Genomic DNA, 15,864 nt, shown 5'->3' on the forward strand with positions numbered 1-15,864 from the left:
GCGCGCGTGTTGTGGGGCGTTCTTCGAGGAGGAAGCGTGATGACGCACCTGGAAACGCCGCCGACAACGGTCAACGGCCTCACCGTCCCCGACCAGCACGATGTCACCCGCGGTCGTGGCTTCGGCGCGCTTGCCGAGCGGATGGGCATCCTGTGCGTCGAGCTGAGCCCCGAACGCGCCGTTGCCGTCATGCCCGTCGAGGGGAACACGCAGCCGATCGGCCTCCTCCACGGTGGCGCGTACTGCGTTCTCGGGGAGTCCCTGGGCTCCATGGCAGCCAACGTGCACGCCGGCCCAGGTCGGTTCGCGGTCGGCATCGACATCAACGCCACCCACACGGGCTCCGCAGTGAGCGGCTGGGTCACGGGCGTGTGCACGGCCGTCCACCTCGGAGGCTCCATGACGGTGCACGAGATCGTCATCACCGACGAGGCGGGGAGACGCTGTTCGACGGTCCGCATCACGAACCTCATTCGCACGGCGAAGTAACCGGGCAGACGAGAAGAAGCCCTCACGGCGCTGCTGCGGTGAGGGCTTCCCGTGTACGGAGCTCGGCTACTTCTTGGCCGAGAGCTGCTGGATGACCGCCTGCGCGACCTCCTGCATGGTGAGGCGGCGGTCCATCGACGCCTTCTGGATCCAGCGGAACGCCTCCGGCTCGCTGAGGCCCATCTTCTGCGTGAGGAGGCCCTTCGCGCGGTCGACCTGCTTGCGCGTCTCGAAGCGCTCGTTGAGGTCGGAAATCTCTGCCTCGAGCGCGATGAGCTGCGCGTGGCGGGCCAGGGCGATCTCGATGGCAGGGAGCAGGTCGTTCTGCGTGAACGGCTTCACGACGTACGCAAGGGCGCCAGCCTCCGTTGCGCGCTCGACCAGTTCCTTCTGGCTGAACGCGGTGAGGAGCACAACCGGCGCGATGCTGTCCTTCGACAGCTGCTCGGCTGCGGAGATGCCATCAAGCTGCGGCATCTTGACATCCATGATGACGAGGTCGGGGCGAAGCTCTTTCGCGAGGGCGACTGCGGTCTCGCCATCGCCTGCCTCGCCGACCACGTCGAAGCCGTTGTCGCGGAGGATCTCCACGATGTCGAGCCGGATGAGCGACTCGTCTTCGGCGACGACAACACGTCGCGGGGCTTGGGAGGTTTCCTGTTCAGTCACGTAGTGAGCTTACGATACTGTGTCCGTGGTGATGCGCCGGCTTGGCGGAATGGCAGACGCGGTGCACTCAAAATGCTCTGTCCGAGAGGGCGTGTGGGTTCGAATCCCACAGCCGGCACCAGACGAAAAGCCCCGGCTTGCCAGTGATTCACTGGCAAGCCGGGGCTTCGTTCGTTCCGGGCGGAGGTGAACGGCGCTAGGCGTCCGTCGCTGGCGTCTCTTCAGCTCCAGCTGAGAGCTCGCCGGTCCCTGACCACGTTGCCGTCGCATCCCACAGGTTCAAGGTGTCGTCGACGAGGACTTCGACCTCGATCTCGTGCTCGGGAATCGTGACGCCGTCCGCTGAACCGGCCTCGACGAGTCGCTGCACAAGCTTGTCAATGACCTCCGAGAGTGCGTCTTCCCCAGCATCAGCTTCGGCCGAGGCGGTTCGCATGTATGTCTTGACTTCGCTCATGCATCCATCATCTCAGCCGAAGAAGAGCTTGGTGGACGCAGCGACGAACCCGGTCTGTCCGAGCTGGTCGCGCATGCCCATATACTCCCGAGCGTCTTCGCCCACGACGTAGGTGATCTGCTCGGTGCCGTCAGTCACCGCTTCGAAGGCAGCCTGGGCGACCTGCTCGGCCGAGGATCGGGTGGAGTCGCGTGACGGGTCCCGGAAGCGCGCCGTCGCCTTGATGAGCGCATCCATGTAGTCGGGGTGACCGGTCTGGTCGAGGCTGCGGCCGCCGAAGTCGGTGCGGATGCCACCGGGAGCAAGGGTCTTGACTCGAATGCCGTACGGAGCGAGCTCTAGGAGAGGCCTTCGCTCCAGCCCTCTGCGCCGAACTTCGCGCCGTGGTACACCGAGTTGAACGGCATCGTCACCTTGCCACCGATCGAGGTCGTCGTGAGGATCACGCCAGACTTGCGCTCACGGAAGTGCGGGATGAATTCCTTGGTGACCCGCATGACGCCAAGCAGGTTCGTGGTGATGTTCTGGACGATCTGCTCGTCGGTCGCCGCTTCGAACGGCCCCGCGAGCCCGTAGCCTGCGTTGTTGAAGAGCACGTCGACCGGCTCCTCGGCCAGGGGGTCGGCGACAACACGCACGATCGCGTCCGGGTCCGTCACATCGAGCTGCTTGAGCGTGACACCGGGGAGCTCGCCGAGGGCGGTCTCCTCCTCTGGGGTGCGCATTGTGGCGATGACTCGCCAGCCCTTCGCGGAGAAGAGCTCGACGGCCGCGCGGCCGAGTCCAGTGGATGTTCCAGTGATGAAGATGGTGCTCATGATGCCTCTTACCTAGTGTTGCTGACACGAGCGCGCGTACCGGATCGTACTCTCGTCCCCACCAGGTGGTAGGTCAGCGATTGCCGGGATTCGCGGCGCGTGGCCTTGCATCAGCTTTAGGCAACCCTTACCGTACGTATACCGCTTTGCCGCTGGGAAGCTCGCACCGCACCAAGTGCCGACTCCCGCAGACGAAACCTCCAACGTTGCAGTGTTCGCGTCGCCTGTTCCCCTCGCTGCTGTCCCCTGGAGGCATCTTCGTGTCGCAAAAAATCGCTGGCCTGTACCGTCCCGAGCTCGAGAAGAGCGACTGTGGCGTCGGTTTCATCACACGCAAAGACGGTGTGCAGCACCATGACGTCATCCGGCTCGGCAACGCGGCGCTGTGCGCGATCCCGCACCGCGGCGGGATGTCCGCGGAGGGAGTCGGGGACGGCGCTGGCGTCAACGTCGACCTCTCCGTCGAGTTCTTCAGCGCGATTGTGGGCCGGCAGCTCACAGCTGGCCTCTTCGGCGTCGGCAACTTCTTCATGCCGAGTGACGAGGCTCAGATCGGGGCTGCCCACGAACTGATCTCCAGCACCCTGCGCTCACACGGCATCGAGCCGGTGCTCGTGCGTGACGTCCCGGTCGATCCCTCCGTGGCACGCCCAGCTGCGGAGCACTACCAGCTGCCGATCGTGCAGTGGGTCTTCGAAGCCGCCGAGGGCTGGGGTCGAGCCGAGATGGACGCGGCAGCCAACTCCGCGCTTCTCGACATCGAAGGCGTCGCCTACGCCGATCCCGCGCTCCAGGGGCTCTACCCGCTCTCGCTGAGCGCGCGCACGCAGACCCTCAAGGGGCGCCTGAACTCCAACGAGGTCATCCCCTACTTCACCGACCTGCTCGACGAGCGCCAGTCCGTGCGGACGCTCTTCTTCCACACGCGCTTCTCGACGAACACGGAACCGCACCCGAGCATGGCGCAGCCGTTCCGGATGCTCGCGCACAACGGCGAGCTGAACACCGACCGCAAGAACCGACTTTCCGAGAACGCCCTGGCGACGGCGCGCGGGCGCGTGATCGCGCATCCCCCCGGGCAGTCCGACAGCAGCCGATTCGACCAGACGCTGCAGAGCCGCGTCTTCGACGATGGGCTCGAACTCGTCGAAGCGGTCGTCTCGACGATGCCGCCCGCCTGGGAGAACGACCGGACGCTGACCCCGGAGGTCCGCGACATGCTTGAGTTCTTCTCGCTCTACGAGGAGAAGAACGACGGACCGGCGGCCCTCGTCTTCAGCAACGGCGACATCATCGGCGCCCGCCTCGATCGCCTCGGCCTGCGCCCCCTGCGCAGCGTCGAGACTGACGACTACCTCGTCGTCAGCTCCGAGGCCGGACAGATCCAGTTCGCGCCAGGCACGATCATTCGCCGTGGTCGCATCGAAGCTGGCGGGATGCTGTACTTCGACCACAGGCAGGGGCGCAGCTTCCGCACTTGGGAGGCGCTCGAGCAGCTCGCCCTGCGACGCGACTACAGCGCCGACCTCAACGCGGCCCGAGTCAACATCGAGGACATCGAGCTCCCCGAGATCACTCGAGGCAGCAACACGCTCGGCTACGACGGGGACCTCTCCCCCGCTGGCAGGTACGTCGCGTACTCGCTCAACCAGGAGAGCTTCAAGTTCATGATGGACCCGATGCTCGCCAACGGCACCGAGCGCATCTCCGCCATGGGCTACGGCAACGCGATCAACGCCCTCTCCGATCAGGAGGGCGGCCTCGCCAAGTACTTCTCGCAGCGGTTCGCGCAGGTCACGAACCCGCCGCTCGACAGCATCCGCGAAGCCGACGGGATGACGCTTCGCGTCGCGCTCGGAGCCAAGCCGGACGGCGGCAACCGCACGAGGCAGATCGTCGTCCCCTCGCCCATCCTGAGCCACCTCAACATGGTGGCGCTCCGAGAGCAGCGACTTGCGCCACTCGAGCGCTTCGAGATCCTCTACACGCCCGTGCAGGGCGACGCGGCGGCGAACGCGGTCGCGCTCCGCGACGCCGTCGAGCGCGTCTGCGAGGCCGTGGTCGAGTTCGCGCGGACGGAGGGCGGCATCGCCGTCCTCACCGACCGCAACGTGTCTCGCGGAGAGGCCGCCATCCCGCTCATCCTGGTCATCGCGGCCGTCAACCAGCGCCTCATCAGGGAGGGGCTCCGCCTTCGCGTCTCGCTCATCGCCGAGAGCGGGCAGCTTCCCTCTTCGCACCACATCGCCTCAGCTCTCGGCTTCGGAGCCGCGGCCGTCTACCCGCTGTGCGTGCGCCTGCGCGCCGAGGAGCGGTACCCGAGCGGCGTCGCGTCTGTCGACACGATCACGGAGACCGACCTGGCAGTCGCGCGCTTCGCGAAGGCGGCAGAGAAGTCGCTCATGAAGACCATGGGCCGCGTCGGCCTGTGCACCGTCGAGAGCTACATCGGCGGCGAGTTCTTCGAGCCGAACTACCTCGACACGAAAGACCCGGTGCTGGCCGACTACTTCCCGCACCTTGCGGCCCCCGTCGGCGGGGTGCGCTTCGAACGCATCGCCCTAGCCGTCGCCGAGTGGCACGAACGGGCCGTCGCTGTGGCGGACGAGAAGCAGATCCCGCTGCTCGGACTCTTCAAGGAACGCCAGGAGGGTGCTGGCCACTCGTTCGGCACGACGGCCGTTCGCGGGTTCATCGACATGACGGAAGAGCCGCGCATCCTCGAATCGCGCAGTGCCGCCACAACGAACGAAGCAGCCGGGGCCTCGGCCGAGCCGCACCCAGGACACGACTCCCTTCGCCTCCTCACGCTCGGCCAGCTCGGCGACGCGTTCGGCCTCGACGACAAGGCCTACACCTACAGCGGCTACGGGGCGCTCACGCCGGAGCAGATCGACGCGTTCGAGATCACGCCCGGCTACCGCGACTTCGTCACCAACACGATCCAGGAGCGCACGCGCCGCCCGTCAGCGCTTCGTGACGTGCTCTCGCTGCCCGCCGACGTCCGCCTCGCGTCGACGCCTTCCGAGTTCGCCCGAGAGCTGAGCCGCTTCTCCCTCGAGGGCAACAGCGATGTACGAGTGCGCGGCCTCGAGATCGACCGGGTCGACAACGAACTGTATCGGCTCACGCTGACCGGTCCCCTCGACGGCGACGCGACTCGCTACGACGCCCTTGCGCAGGTGCTGGCTGCGCTCGACTCCGAGGCCATCGTCGAGACGACTGCGACGGATGCGCACCTCGACATCCGGGTCGCTCCCTGCTCCTCCGGCATCCTGAGCCTGCTCAGGACAGCCCCAGACAGCATCCCGCTCGACGAGGTGCAGCCCGCGCACGAGATCGCCCGCACGCTCGCCTCCGGCGCCATGAGCCACGGGGCGCTCGTCGCGACGGCGCACGAGTCGGTGGCGCACGGCACGAACATGGTCGGCGGAATGTCGAACTGCGGTGAGGGTGGCGAGCACATCACGCGCTACAACACGATCCGCGGCTCGCGCATCAAGCAGTTCGCTTCCGGGCGCTTTGGCATCTGGGCCGGCTACCTCGCGGACCCGATGCTGCAAGAGCTCGAAATCAAGATCGGTCAGGGGGCCAAGCCGGGTGAGGGCGGCCAGCTGCCAGCACCCAAGGTCACGGTCGACATCGCCGCCGCCCGCGGCGGCACGCCAGGCGTCGAGCTCGTCTCCCCGCCCCCGCACCACGACACCTACTCGATCGAGGACCTCGCGCAGCTCATCCACGACTGCAAGGCGGCTCGCGTTCGCGTCGTCGTGAAGCTCGTCTCGTCGGAGGGAATCGGCACGATCGCGGTCGGCGTCGCGAAGGCCGGGGCCGACGTCATCAACGTGGCAGGCAACACGGGCGGTACCGGCGCGGCGGCCGTCACGAGCCTCAAGTACGCGGGGAGGTCCGCCGAGATCGGCGTCGCCGAGGTGCACCAGGCGCTTCTCGCCAACGGGCTCCGCCAGAAGGTCGTCCTCCGCTGCTCCGGCGCGCACCAGATGGCGAGCGACGTCGTCACCTCGGCGCTGCTCGGCGGAGACAGCTTCGAGTTCGGCACGACGGCGCTCATGATGCTCGGTTGCGTCATGGCGAAGAATTGCAACATCAAGTGCCCTGCCGGGCTGACGACGAACCCAGAGGTGTTCGACGGCGACCCGCGCGCCCTTGCGCAGTACCTGCTCAACATCTCGCACGAGGTTCGCGAGATCCTCGCGTCCCTCGGACTGCGCTCGCTCGGCGAGGCGCGGGGGCGCGGCGACCTGCTGCAGCTCCTCGCCCACCCGGCCAGCGTCGGCGACCTCGATGTGCGCGACATGCTCGCGAAGGTGCCCGAGAAGATCGTCACCGACCCGATCTACCTTGAGAAGGACTTCAGCATCGACGACTCGCTTGTCGAGCAGATCCGCGCCGCACTCGTCGACCGCGCAGAGCCCGAGGTCCGCATCGAGGGCGTGGAGATGGGCAACCGCTTCAAATCGGTGGGCGGGCAGTTGTCGATCGACCTCGAGCGGATGCTGAACTACGAGCTTGACGCAGACACGGTCGCTGCTCTCCCCGCGGTGGTCGAGGACGAGCGCGGCAGGCGGTCGCTTGTCGACGGCAGCATCGTCGTGACCACCCAGGGATCCGCCGGCCAGTCCTACGGCGCCTTCAGCAACGACGGTATGCGCCTCGAGCACACGGGCACCGCGAACGACGGCGTCGGCAAGAGCCAGGGCGGCGGGACCATCGTGGTCCTCTCCCCCGGCGGCGGAGGTTCGCAGCCTGGCGAGAACGTGCTCATCGGCAACTTCGCGCTCTTCGGAGCAACGGGCGGACGCACGTTCGTGCAGGGTGAGGCCGGAGACCGGTTCGCGGTTCGCAACTCGGGCGCAACGGCGGTTGTCGAGGGCATCGGCGACTTCGGCTGCGAGTACATGACCAACGGCGCGGTCCTCAACCTCGGAAGCGCCGGCAAGGGCCTTGGCAACGGCATGAGCGGAGGCTTCGTCTACCAGTACGACGCCGACGGGACGACCCGAGACAACGTGAGCAACGACTCGCTGCTCGTCTTCCCCATCACCGACACGAGCCGCGGCGACTTCCACGAGGCCGCCGTCAAGCTGCTGCTGCAGTGGCACCTCGACGCGACGGGCTCCCCCCTCGCGGCGCGCATCCTGAGCGAGTGGGAGACAGAGCGCAGCAAGTTCTTCTGCGGCATGCCGCGCGCACTGCTGCTCTACCAGGACGCCGACGAGATCCTGGCGGCCAAGGGGCGCAAGGAGCTGCTCGACGAACTCTCGACCTCGATCGCGACCCACCGCATCCGCCTGTTCAAGGAGGCGTACCGAGGCGGGCACCCCGTCATCGGCGGGCGCACGCCGGGAGGTGCAGAGTCTGACCGTGACGACCGGTTCGCGCTCCTTGCCTCCTACGCGGTGCTCAACATCGCGCAGGACATCGCGCTCACGAGGGTGCCGGACGCCCACGGTCCAGACGACCCAAGGGTCGTCGAGGCCGTTCGCAAGCTCCTCCTCACCGAGGACTTCTTTGTCATGCAGCGCGTGAACAAGTACCTGCGGGGCGAACTCGAGCGGTTTGAAGACGCGCAGCTGGCGGCCCTCATCGCCGCGAAGCGCCTCGAGGACTACAAGGACGCCCTCAGGCTGCGCAATGTGCGCAGCATCGACGCGCCGGGAACGACGGGGTGGATCATGTACCAGAACGTGAAGAACCGCCGCCTGCTGGAGTCGGTCGGCACCGACGAGATCCTCGCGACGGCCGCCATGGTCGACATCGCGCGCGAGCTGGTCGTGACCGAGAAGCGTCAGCAACCATCGGCGGCTGCGGCCGGTCTGGCGGCGACCGCCGGAGGTCTCGCATGAGCGCGCCTTTCATCCCCGTAGACGCCCCGTTCACGCGGGAGCAGCAGGCCTGGCTCTCTGGGTTCATGGCGGGTCTTGCCGCGATCCCGACAGCCGACAAGGAGGTCCAGGCGGCGACGCTCACCCTCGAGATCCTCATCGGCACGCAGACCGGAAACTGCGAGTTCGTCGCCGAAGACCTTGCGGCGGCCGCGCGTGGCGCCGGGCTTGCCGCGACGCTCGCCCCACTTGATTCCGTTTCGCCCGAGGCGCTCGGCGGCGAGCGCAACATCATCGTCGTGACCTCCACGTACGGCGAGGGCGAGATGCCGGACAACGCCGAGCTGTTCTGGGAAGAGCTCTCGGCCGAAGGCGCGCCTCGCCTCGAGTCGGCGAAGTTCGCGGTGCTTGCGCTCGGAGACAGTAGCTACGACGACTACTGCCAGGCAGGCAAGCTCATCGACACGCGCCTCGAGCAGCTCGGGGCCACCCGAGCCGTTCAGCGCGTCGACTGCGACGTCGACTACGAGGAATCTGCGGCTGCGTGGATCGCCGAGGTCGTCGAGCACTTCGCGGCGCTACAGCCGAACACCGCGGCGCCAGCACCCGCGGCCGCGGCGGCACCTGCACGCGTGCGCTCGCCATGGAACAAGAAGACGCCGTACCCGTCGCGCCTCGCCGTGAACCGCGTGCTGTCCGGACCCACAAGCTCGAAGGAGATCCGCCACTTCGAGGTCGATCTCGGAGACAGCGGGATCACCTACGCGGCGGGTGACGCCCTCGCGGTCGTGCCGGTCAACGAGCCAGCGCTCGTCGATGAACTGCTCGGTCACCTCGGGTTCTCCGGCGAGGAGGCTCTCGAGAACGGTTCGTCACTGCGGACCGCGTTCGAGCGTGAGCTCGACATCACGGCCCCCTCGAAGGACCTGCTTGCCGAGCTCTCCGCCCGCGAGCCGAGCGGCGCAGTGGCCGAGCTCGTGCAGCGCGGCGACAAGGCGCAGCTCGACAGCTGGCTGTGGGGCCGTGACACGCTCGACGTCCTGCGGGCGGCGCAGGGCGTCTCGTTTGGTGCCGACGAGTTCGCGGCACTGCTTCGACCCCTGCAGCACCGCGCGTACTCGATCTCTTCGAGCCCGCTCGCAAGCCCGGACCGCATCCACCTCACGGTTGCCTCTGTTCGGTACGGCAACGAGGCAAGGCGCTACGGCGGTGTCTGCTCGACGTTCCTCGCGGATCGCGTCGGCGAGGTCGATCCAGTGCACCTGTTCCTCCAGCCGAACGCGGCCTTCCGCGTGCCAGAGGACGACGACGCGCCGATGATCATGGTCGGCCCTGGAACGGGAATCGCTCCGTTCCGCGGGTTCCTGCACGAGCGCGAGGCTCGGGGTGCGGCTGGCCGGAACTGGCTGCTGTTCGGAGATCAGCACCGCGAGAGCGACTTCATCTACGAGGAGGAGCTCGCGGGACTGAGCGACCGCGGTGTGCTCGACCGGCTCGACCTGGCATTTTCGCGCGACCAGGCGGAGAAGATCTACGTGCAGACGCGGATGCTCGAGCACAGCGCCGAGCTCTACGCGTGGCTCGAGGAAGGCGGCCACTTCTACGTGTGCGGCGACGCCTCGCGCATGGCTCGCGATGTCGACGACGCTCTGCATGCCGTCGTCGCACAGGAGCGCGGGGTGAGTGCTGAGGCGGCCGCCGAGTATGTGGGCGCGCTCAAACGTCAGAAGCGCTACGTCAGGGACGTGTACTGAGCCATGCTGCCGGAGGACGTCGCGGGCCAGGGTGAGGTCTGCGGGGCGAACGGGAGCTGCTCGTGCGCGCGGCGGCGCCACCGTGGACCAGGCGGAGCGGGATCGGACCGTGGGGCGGCGGGGCGAGCCCATCAGGTGAATGCTCACGGTGCGAGCACACTCGACCGGTTGCTCTCGTCGTCGCACACGATGCTTCGGAGGGTGGCGCTGACTCCGGAGGCGCTGGCCTACGGGCTGGTCGGCTTCGGGACGGCGACGGCGACGACCAGAAACGCCGCGTGCACGCTGCACCAGATCGGCAGCTACGACCTGCCGACGGCGTGCGGGGCTGCGCTGGTGCCGCCCTCTGCGTGGATCACGCTGCGTGTGCGTCCGTCACTGCTCGGCGCCGCGGTCGTCGCGCACGAGGAGGGACTGCCAGGTGCGCTGCCGAGCCTGTACGTGTACTCGGTCGATGGACGCCTTGCGCACAGGGTGCTTGTGCACTCGCAGGAGGACGCGGAGCTGCTCTCGAGGCTCGGTCGTTCTCGGGCCCCAAGCGCGGCGCAGCTGAGCAGCCTGCGGCTAGCTACGGTGGAAGAGGCGGGCTGGCGCGACGGGGACCTGCTGGCCCAGCTCGACGCAGTGTTCGAAGACGGCGGCCGCGACCGCCACGCGTCGCTGCTTGGTGGCGGCGGGGGTGAGGCCCGCGGGGTGTGGGGCGTCGGTGGCGGTGGCGGCGTCAGCAGTAGTCGCGGCGTGGACTGCGCCGTGGTCTCGGCGGTGTTCGAGCACCTGAGTTCTGTGGGCCTGCCGGTGTGCGTGGGAGTGCCGTCGAGCGCCGTCCTGCAGTTGAGCGCCGGCCCCGTGCACCTCGTGGAGCGCGTGGGAAGTCTGCTTGTTGTCTCCCTTGGTGAGGGCATCGTCGAGCTGGACCTCTCCGCGTTGCGCTCCTGTCTGCTCGTCACCTCGTGGGGCCCGCAAGGGCTCACCTCGACCTTGGAGCTCTACGACGAGCGCTCGCGCTGCGTGGCAGTGCTGACGCAGCTTGGGCTCGTCGGGCAGGACGTGCACCGTGCGTGGGAGCACATGCTGGAGTCGTTGCCCGCTCCGTGAGCTGTGGTCTCAGGGCCTGCGATTGACCTGAGGACGGATGTTCTGAGCGTCGCTGGTGCCTCCGACCGTTGAGAAGGCGCGGCGGCGCGCAGTCCGACGGCGGACGTGGTGGCCGACGGTCGCGACGACTCTCCAGCGGCCGTCGGGGCCGAGGATGAGGGTGAGCCTGCTCCGGTGGACTTCGTGGTGGTGGAACGAGCACAGCAAGATGCCGTCCTTCACGTCGGTCGGGCCGCCTTCACTCCAGGGCACAGCGTGGTGCGCTTCGCACCAGCGTGCTGGGGCTCCGCACCCGGGGGCTCGGCAGTGTCGGTCGCGGACGAAGATCGCTCGGCGTTGGGCCGTGGTGAAGAGGCGCTGCTTGCGGCCGAGCTCGAGGATCTCCCCGGTGGCGGTTCGCGTAGCGATTCGGATGAAGCCGTCGCACATGGTCTTGGCCGCGAACGATGGCGGGATGGGCTCTCCCGTGCGCTCGAGGTGGGGCACGTCTTCGGGGCGTTCTGCTTCTCCTGCCAAGCCGGTTTCGGCGGTGACGATCACGATTGTGGGCGCTTCACCGCCTGTGCGGGGCGCGTCGGGAGATTCCGCGTAGCAGCGGAGGATCATGTCGAGCGCGTCGATCCGCCGCTGCTCGATCGAGCGTGGGTCCACCAGCGGAACTTCGCCGATCGCGTCGGAGGTGTCGGAGGTGTCGGACCCTTCGGGGCTATCGGAGCCGTCTTCGACTTGGGTGTCAGCCAGTGGGAGTTCGTTGGCTCCGAGCGCTGGCGCGTGTGGCTCCCCGCACTCGGATGCTGCGGGGAACTCGACCTTCCGGCGGGGCGCGAGGAGCGCGTCCAGCACCGAGATCAGTTGCTCGCCCTGCTCGGGCGTCGCGACGAACTTCCCCGCGATCGCACCATCAGCGCGCCGCACCCACCACAAGCCGCGCTCTTCCGCGATCTTCTCCGCCCGAGGCTCGTCACCGTCCGGATCCAGGCACGACACCCACGTCGCGGCCTGCACCTCCAGAACCTTCGGTACCGCCGGCTGCTCATCTTCCGGGTTCAGCCCACACGCCGACGCCACCAGCTCGACCTCCGCCCGCGCGACGTCCTCGACGTCCACCCGGTTCCGGGTCTGCTCCAAGCCCTTCGTGATCGCCGAGGCCTGCGCCACCGACATCACACCAGACGCGACGGCACGCGAAACCTCCGCATACGCGGCAGGGATCGGCTCGCCCGTGACACTCATCCGCTCCCGCGTCGCCTCGGCCACCTTCACGAGCGTGTTCGCCTCAACCGGCTTCACGCCAAGCACCTGCTCGAACATCGCAGGCAGGTTCCGAAACCCCGCCTTCCGCGCGACCGTCTCCGACCGCGGCGTCTCGCCCTCCCGACGCAGCAACTCCCCAGCGATTTCAACCAGCACCGCGTCCAGCACCCGACGCCGAGCCGCCAACTCGTGCACCATCACCACGATCTCAGCGTCAGGAACCCCCGAAAGCTGCGCCCGAGCCTCGAGAAGCGCATCCACAACAGCCGTCTCATCCGGCGACTGACGATGCGTTTCCTGCGCTGACTCCGATGCCACGATGACCTCCCCCAAGATCACCATCAGCTTAGCACTGGAACGCGCCAAGAACTAGGTATTGACCGGGATTTCTACGACAAACTCGTATCTACTTACGATAGAAAATCACGACGCGCAATACCCCCTGATGGGCAGAGTAAATCCGAGGTGACTGATCATCATCCAAGGTGCTGAACCTGTTCAGTGAACCCGTTCAGTGATAGATTCGACGGCATGCCAGCTACTCGCGCGGAAACCAAGCAGATGACCCAGTCTCGAGTTATCGACGCCGCCGAGCAGCTCTTCGACAGACGCGGTTTCGCCGCGACAAGTGTCCGAGCGATCGCTGAGGGGGCCGGTGTCAGTGTCGGCACGGTGATGTCTGTCGGCGACAAGGGGGCACTCCTCGTATGCGTCTTCGACCGACTCATCGAACGCGCGCACGAGGATCGGCGGCCCCCCAGTGTGGCCGTCGGCACCGACCCGCGATCAGGCCGAACGCGTCGCCCTCTCGATAGCGCAGCTCCCCTCGACGCCTGTCCGGATCGCCTCGCCGTGCTCACCGCCCCGTTCGTCTCTCTCTTCACTCGCCGCGATGATCTCGCTCGCATTTACGCGTCGATCCTGGTCTCCGGTGGCCACGAGTCGAGCCTCTTCTCGGTCCTGGCAACCCGGCTCACCGAAGAGTTCCGCACGGTGATCACCGAGCGGGGCTGTACGAGCCCCTCAGAGGCGGCTGCGAAGGCCGGCGCGCTCTACTTCGCCTACGTCGGCCTGCTCTTCACCGCCTCTGCGCGTCGCGCGACGGACCCTGCTGCGCTATCCATTGATCTCCGCGGCGCCTTTGCCGCAATTTGCACGTGCAAGGAGCTCCCGTGACCCTCATTCCGGACCCCTGGTGGCCAACCGTCCTGCTCGCGGTTGTGCTCGCCGGCGACGCCGTGATGTCCATCAAGCCACCGTCGTTTGTCCGCGACTGCCTCGATGGTGTGCGCTTCCCCCGTGACTGGTGGTGGACGCTCATTGTCATCAAGGCAACTGCTGCCCTTGGTCTCCTCGCCGGGCTCTGGGTCCCCGGGGTTGCGGTCGCCGCCAACGTCGGCGTGATCGCCTACTTCGTCTGCGCAGCCGTAGCCCACGTGCGGGCCCGCTTCCTGGGCCAGGCGTTCTGGCTGAACTGCCTCGGAATGCTTGCCCTCGCCGTGTTCGTCTTGATCACTACCGTCTGACCCCGTGGCGATGGGTGGGCCGCAGCGCAAGGGGCTTACCGCGTGGGGCAGAGGATGCTGCTCGGCTGGTTTGCCCCGACTCCCCTGCGCACCTCGTGCTCAGAGTACGGGTGGCCGCAGTCGCGGCAGGCCGACGGTGCCCGAACCGGATCGGTCCGTGTGACTCCCCCGGTACCCACCTGCGCTGGGCCCATGAACGGGAAGAGCGCCTGGTTGAGTCGGTTCCACCAGCCGGGCTGGCCCTTGTGGGGGTTCGGGAGTCTGTCGCTTGGCATATCGTTAGTGTACTAACTATTCGCACACACCGCGATCTCGGTTAGTCTGCATCCGTGGACCTCCTCGCGCTCGACAAGCAACTCTGCTTCGCACTCGCCGCCGCGAGCCGGAGCGTCATCTCGCTCTATCGCCCCATCCTCGAACCGCTCGGGCTCACTCATCCGCAGTACCTGGTGATGCTCGGCCTGTGGGAGCACGACGGTCAGACGCTCGGCCAGCTCGCGCGGGCGCTGCACCTCGAGCCCGCGACCCTGAGCCCGCTCGTGAAGCGGCTCGAGGCGTCTGGGCTCATCACACGCCGCCGCCGGCCCGCGGACGAGCGTGCGGTCGAGATTCGCCTCACGGATGCGGGCCGCGAGCTCAGGCACCAAGCTGAGGAAGTTCCTGTCAAGGTGATCGCCGAGCTCGGCTGGAGCATCCCCGAGCTCGAGGCGCTCAAAGACACGCTCACTCAGCTGCTCGCCGACTCGTCAACCGCGCGGAACGACAGAGCGGACGCAAGCGATAAGGCCTCGAGCGACGAGCGCTGACGTGGGCGCTGGGTCCAAATTGGGTGCTTAACCCATGCTCGCCCGCCAGTACTGGGGCGCCACGAGACCTTCCTGGCCGTCGCCGAGCTCGACCGCGGCGTGCACGGCCCAGTTGGGGTTGGCCAAGGCTGCGCGTCCGATGGTGATCCCGTCGGCGTCACCGGCGACGAGGATGGCCTCCGCGTGCTTAGCCTCTGTGATCTGGCCAACCGCCGTCACGAACGTCCCCTCGGCGGGGAGCGCCTCGCGCACGGCGCGAGCGAGCGTCACCTGGTAGCCGGGACCCGTTGGGCCAGTGAACGCCCCGATGCCACCGCTCGAGAGGTCGAACACGGTGACGCCGAGCTTGTGCACGCGCTGGGCGAGCTCGACGGTCTCGGCGATCGTCCAGCCGTCGGGCGTCCAGTCCTCGCCGGAGAATCGAATGGCCAGCGGCTTGTCATCAGGCCAGTTGCGCCGAACCTCGGCAACGACCTCGAGGGCAAAGCGGATGCGGTTCTCGAAGGAGCCGCCGTAGTGATCGTCCCGTTGGTTCGAGCGGGGCGAGAGGAACTCGTGGAGCAGGTAGCCGTGCGCAGCGTGGATCTGCAGTGCGTCGAACCCAGCCGCATCCGCGCGTCGGGCTGCCTCGCCCCAGGCGGTCACGAGTGCGGCGATCTGTTCGAGCGTGAGCGCCCGCGGCAGCGCAAGCCCGAAGACGTCACTGCTCGACGGTGCCTCAGCGATCCACCCGCCTTCGCTCTCCGGCACCGTACCTCGCTCGGCATCCGCCAGGGCGGGGTGTGCGGATGCCTTCCCGCCCGCGTGAGCGAGTTGGATGCCGGCCGCCGCTCCCTGCGCGTGGATGAAGTCCACGATTGGCCGCCAGGCCGCGGTGTGCTCGTCGCTCCAGATCCCGGTGTCTTCCGGAGAGATCCGCCCCTCGGGGACGACGGCGGTCGCCTCCGTCCAGACGAGGCCGAAGCCGCCGCTCGCCCTCGCGCCGAGGTGCACAAGCTGCCAGGACGTCGGCAAGCCGTCGCGCTTCGTCACCGAGTACTGGCACATCGGTGCAAGGAAGGTGGCGTTGCGCAGAGGCAACCCGGATCCATCCACGCTCGGGAGGGTGATTGGTGACAGAAGACGGCTCATGCTGACCTTTCGGCTCGTG

Annotated in this window: 14 protein-coding genes and 1 tRNA gene; 8 read left to right on the forward strand and 7 right to left on the reverse strand. The window is 67.5% G+C overall.

All coding sequences use genetic code 11. From position 1 onward, the window contains the following. Positions 1 to 39: 39 nt before the first annotated feature. The gene (locus FHX72_RS03140) at positions 40 to 489 is read left to right on the forward strand and encodes a PaaI family thioesterase (protein WP_183623978.1); all 450 of its coding nucleotides are present in this window, start codon (positions 40 to 42) and stop codon (positions 487 to 489) included. Between the two features lie 66 nt (positions 490 to 555). Here the strand turns inward: FHX72_RS03140 and FHX72_RS03145 are convergent, their stop codons facing one another. Further along, complete coding sequence (locus tag FHX72_RS03145) at positions 556 to 1,158, reverse strand: ANTAR domain-containing response regulator (protein WP_104241240.1); 603 nt, start codon at positions 1,156 to 1,158, stop codon at positions 556 to 558. Between the two features lie 35 nt (positions 1,159 to 1,193). Here FHX72_RS03145 and FHX72_RS03150 point away from each other — a divergent pair. Further along, a tRNA-Leu gene (locus FHX72_RS03150) sits at positions 1,194 to 1,279 on the forward strand. Between the two features lie 75 nt (positions 1,280 to 1,354). On the opposite strand, the gene FHX72_RS03155 is transcribed toward FHX72_RS03150, so the two are convergent. The 3 genes from FHX72_RS03155 to FHX72_RS18520 all read right to left on the reverse strand — a co-directional run bounded on the left by FHX72_RS03155 (position 1,355) and on the right by FHX72_RS18520 (position 2,433). After that, on the reverse strand, positions 1,355 to 1,615 hold the full coding sequence (locus FHX72_RS03155; protein ID WP_068494007.1) for a hypothetical protein: 261 nt from the start codon (positions 1,613 to 1,615) through the stop codon (positions 1,355 to 1,357). Between the two features lie 12 nt (positions 1,616 to 1,627). Beyond that, the gene (locus FHX72_RS18515; protein WP_221186697.1) at positions 1,628 to 1,852 is read right to left on the reverse strand and encodes a hypothetical protein; all 225 of its coding nucleotides are present in this window, start codon (positions 1,850 to 1,852) and stop codon (positions 1,628 to 1,630) included. 101 nt (positions 1,853 to 1,953) lie between these two features. Next, positions 1,954 to 2,433 carry an SDR family NAD(P)-dependent oxidoreductase gene (locus FHX72_RS18520; protein ID WP_221186698.1) on the reverse strand — a complete coding sequence of 160 codons (480 nt, stop codon included), beginning with the start codon at positions 2,431 to 2,433 and terminating at the stop codon, positions 1,954 to 1,956. Between the two features lie 260 nt (positions 2,434 to 2,693). Here FHX72_RS18520 and FHX72_RS03165 point away from each other — a divergent pair, with 260 nt between their 5' ends. The 3 genes from FHX72_RS03165 to FHX72_RS03175 all read left to right on the forward strand — a co-directional run bounded on the left by FHX72_RS03165 (position 2,694) and on the right by FHX72_RS03175 (position 11,128). Then, entirely contained in the window at positions 2,694 to 8,300 is a 5,607-nt protein-coding gene (locus tag FHX72_RS03165) for a glutamate synthase-related protein (RefSeq protein WP_338110034.1), read from the forward strand. Then, entirely contained in the window at positions 8,297 to 10,033 is a 1,737-nt protein-coding gene (locus FHX72_RS03170) for a diflavin oxidoreductase (RefSeq protein WP_183622968.1), read from the forward strand. Before FHX72_RS03165 ends, FHX72_RS03170 begins: the two co-directional genes overlap by 4 nt. A 201-nt stretch (positions 10,034 to 10,234) precedes the next feature. Further along, positions 10,235 to 11,128, forward strand: a complete 894-nt coding sequence (locus FHX72_RS03175; RefSeq protein WP_183622969.1) for a hypothetical protein — start codon at positions 10,235 to 10,237, stop codon at positions 11,126 to 11,128. A 9-nt stretch (positions 11,129 to 11,137) separates the two neighbouring features. On the opposite strand, the gene FHX72_RS03180 is transcribed toward FHX72_RS03175, so the two are convergent. Next, positions 11,138 to 12,700 carry a DUF222 domain-containing protein gene (locus FHX72_RS03180; RefSeq protein ID WP_183622970.1) on the reverse strand — a complete coding sequence of 521 codons (1,563 nt, stop codon included), beginning with the start codon at positions 12,698 to 12,700 and terminating at the stop codon, positions 11,138 to 11,140. A gap of 213 nt (positions 12,701 to 12,913) precedes the next feature. Here FHX72_RS03180 and FHX72_RS03185 point away from each other — a divergent pair, with 213 nt between their 5' ends. Both FHX72_RS03185 and FHX72_RS03190 read left to right on the forward strand, forming a co-directional pair. Beyond that, on the forward strand, positions 12,914 to 13,558 hold the full coding sequence (locus FHX72_RS03185) for a TetR/AcrR family transcriptional regulator (RefSeq protein WP_183622971.1): 645 nt from the start codon (positions 12,914 to 12,916) through the stop codon (positions 13,556 to 13,558). Continuing rightward, the gene (locus FHX72_RS03190) at positions 13,555 to 13,908 is read left to right on the forward strand and encodes a DoxX family protein (protein ID WP_068484484.1); all 354 of its coding nucleotides are present in this window, start codon (positions 13,555 to 13,557) and stop codon (positions 13,906 to 13,908) included. The genes FHX72_RS03185 and FHX72_RS03190 overlap by 4 nt, the downstream gene beginning before the upstream one ends. A gap of 35 nt (positions 13,909 to 13,943) precedes the next feature. Here FHX72_RS03190 and FHX72_RS03195 read toward each other — a convergent pair whose 3' ends face one another. Next, the gene (locus tag FHX72_RS03195; RefSeq protein WP_183622972.1) at positions 13,944 to 14,183 is read right to left on the reverse strand and encodes a hypothetical protein; all 240 of its coding nucleotides are present in this window, start codon (positions 14,181 to 14,183) and stop codon (positions 13,944 to 13,946) included. Positions 14,184 to 14,237: 54 nt separating this feature from the next. Here FHX72_RS03195 and FHX72_RS03200 point away from each other — a divergent pair, with 54 nt between their 5' ends. Beyond that, a complete protein-coding gene (locus tag FHX72_RS03200) occupies positions 14,238 to 14,714 on the forward strand; it encodes a MarR family winged helix-turn-helix transcriptional regulator (RefSeq protein ID WP_068484482.1) in 477 nt (158 codons plus the stop codon). 27 nt (positions 14,715 to 14,741) lie between these two features. Here the strand turns inward: FHX72_RS03200 and FHX72_RS03205 are convergent, their stop codons facing one another. Further along, on the reverse strand, positions 14,742 to 15,809 hold the full coding sequence (locus FHX72_RS03205; RefSeq protein WP_338110035.1) for an NADH:flavin oxidoreductase/NADH oxidase: 1,068 nt from the start codon (positions 15,807 to 15,809) through the stop codon (positions 14,742 to 14,744). Between the last annotated feature and the right edge of the window lie 55 nt (positions 15,810 to 15,864).

The sequence above is a fragment of the Pseudoclavibacter helvolus genome (assembly GCF_014191305.1).
GTDB classification, from domain to species: Bacteria; Actinomycetota; Actinomycetes; order Actinomycetales; family Microbacteriaceae; genus Pseudoclavibacter; species Pseudoclavibacter helvolus.

Coding starts and splice junctions, on each gene's coding strand:
- FHX72_RS03140 (WP_183623978.1), top strand. CDS start 40: ATGACGCACCTGGAAACGCCGCCGACAACGGTCAACGGCCTCACCGTC.
- FHX72_RS03155 (WP_068494007.1), bottom strand. CDS start 1,615: ATGAGCGAAGTCAAGACATACATGCGAACCGCCTCGGCCGAAGCTGAT.
- FHX72_RS18515 (WP_221186697.1), bottom strand. CDS start 1,852: ATGGATGCGCTCATCAAGGCGACGGCGCGCTTCCGGGACCCGTCACGC.
- FHX72_RS18520 (WP_221186698.1), bottom strand. CDS start 2,433: ATGAGCACCATCTTCATCACTGGAACATCCACTGGACTCGGCCGCGCG.
- FHX72_RS03170 (WP_183622968.1), top strand. CDS start 8,297: ATGAGCGCGCCTTTCATCCCCGTAGACGCCCCGTTCACGCGGGAGCAG.
- FHX72_RS03185 (WP_183622971.1), top strand. CDS start 12,914: ATGCCAGCTACTCGCGCGGAAACCAAGCAGATGACCCAGTCTCGAGTT.
- FHX72_RS03195 (WP_183622972.1), bottom strand. CDS start 14,183: ATGCCAAGCGACAGACTCCCGAACCCCCACAAGGGCCAGCCCGGCTGG.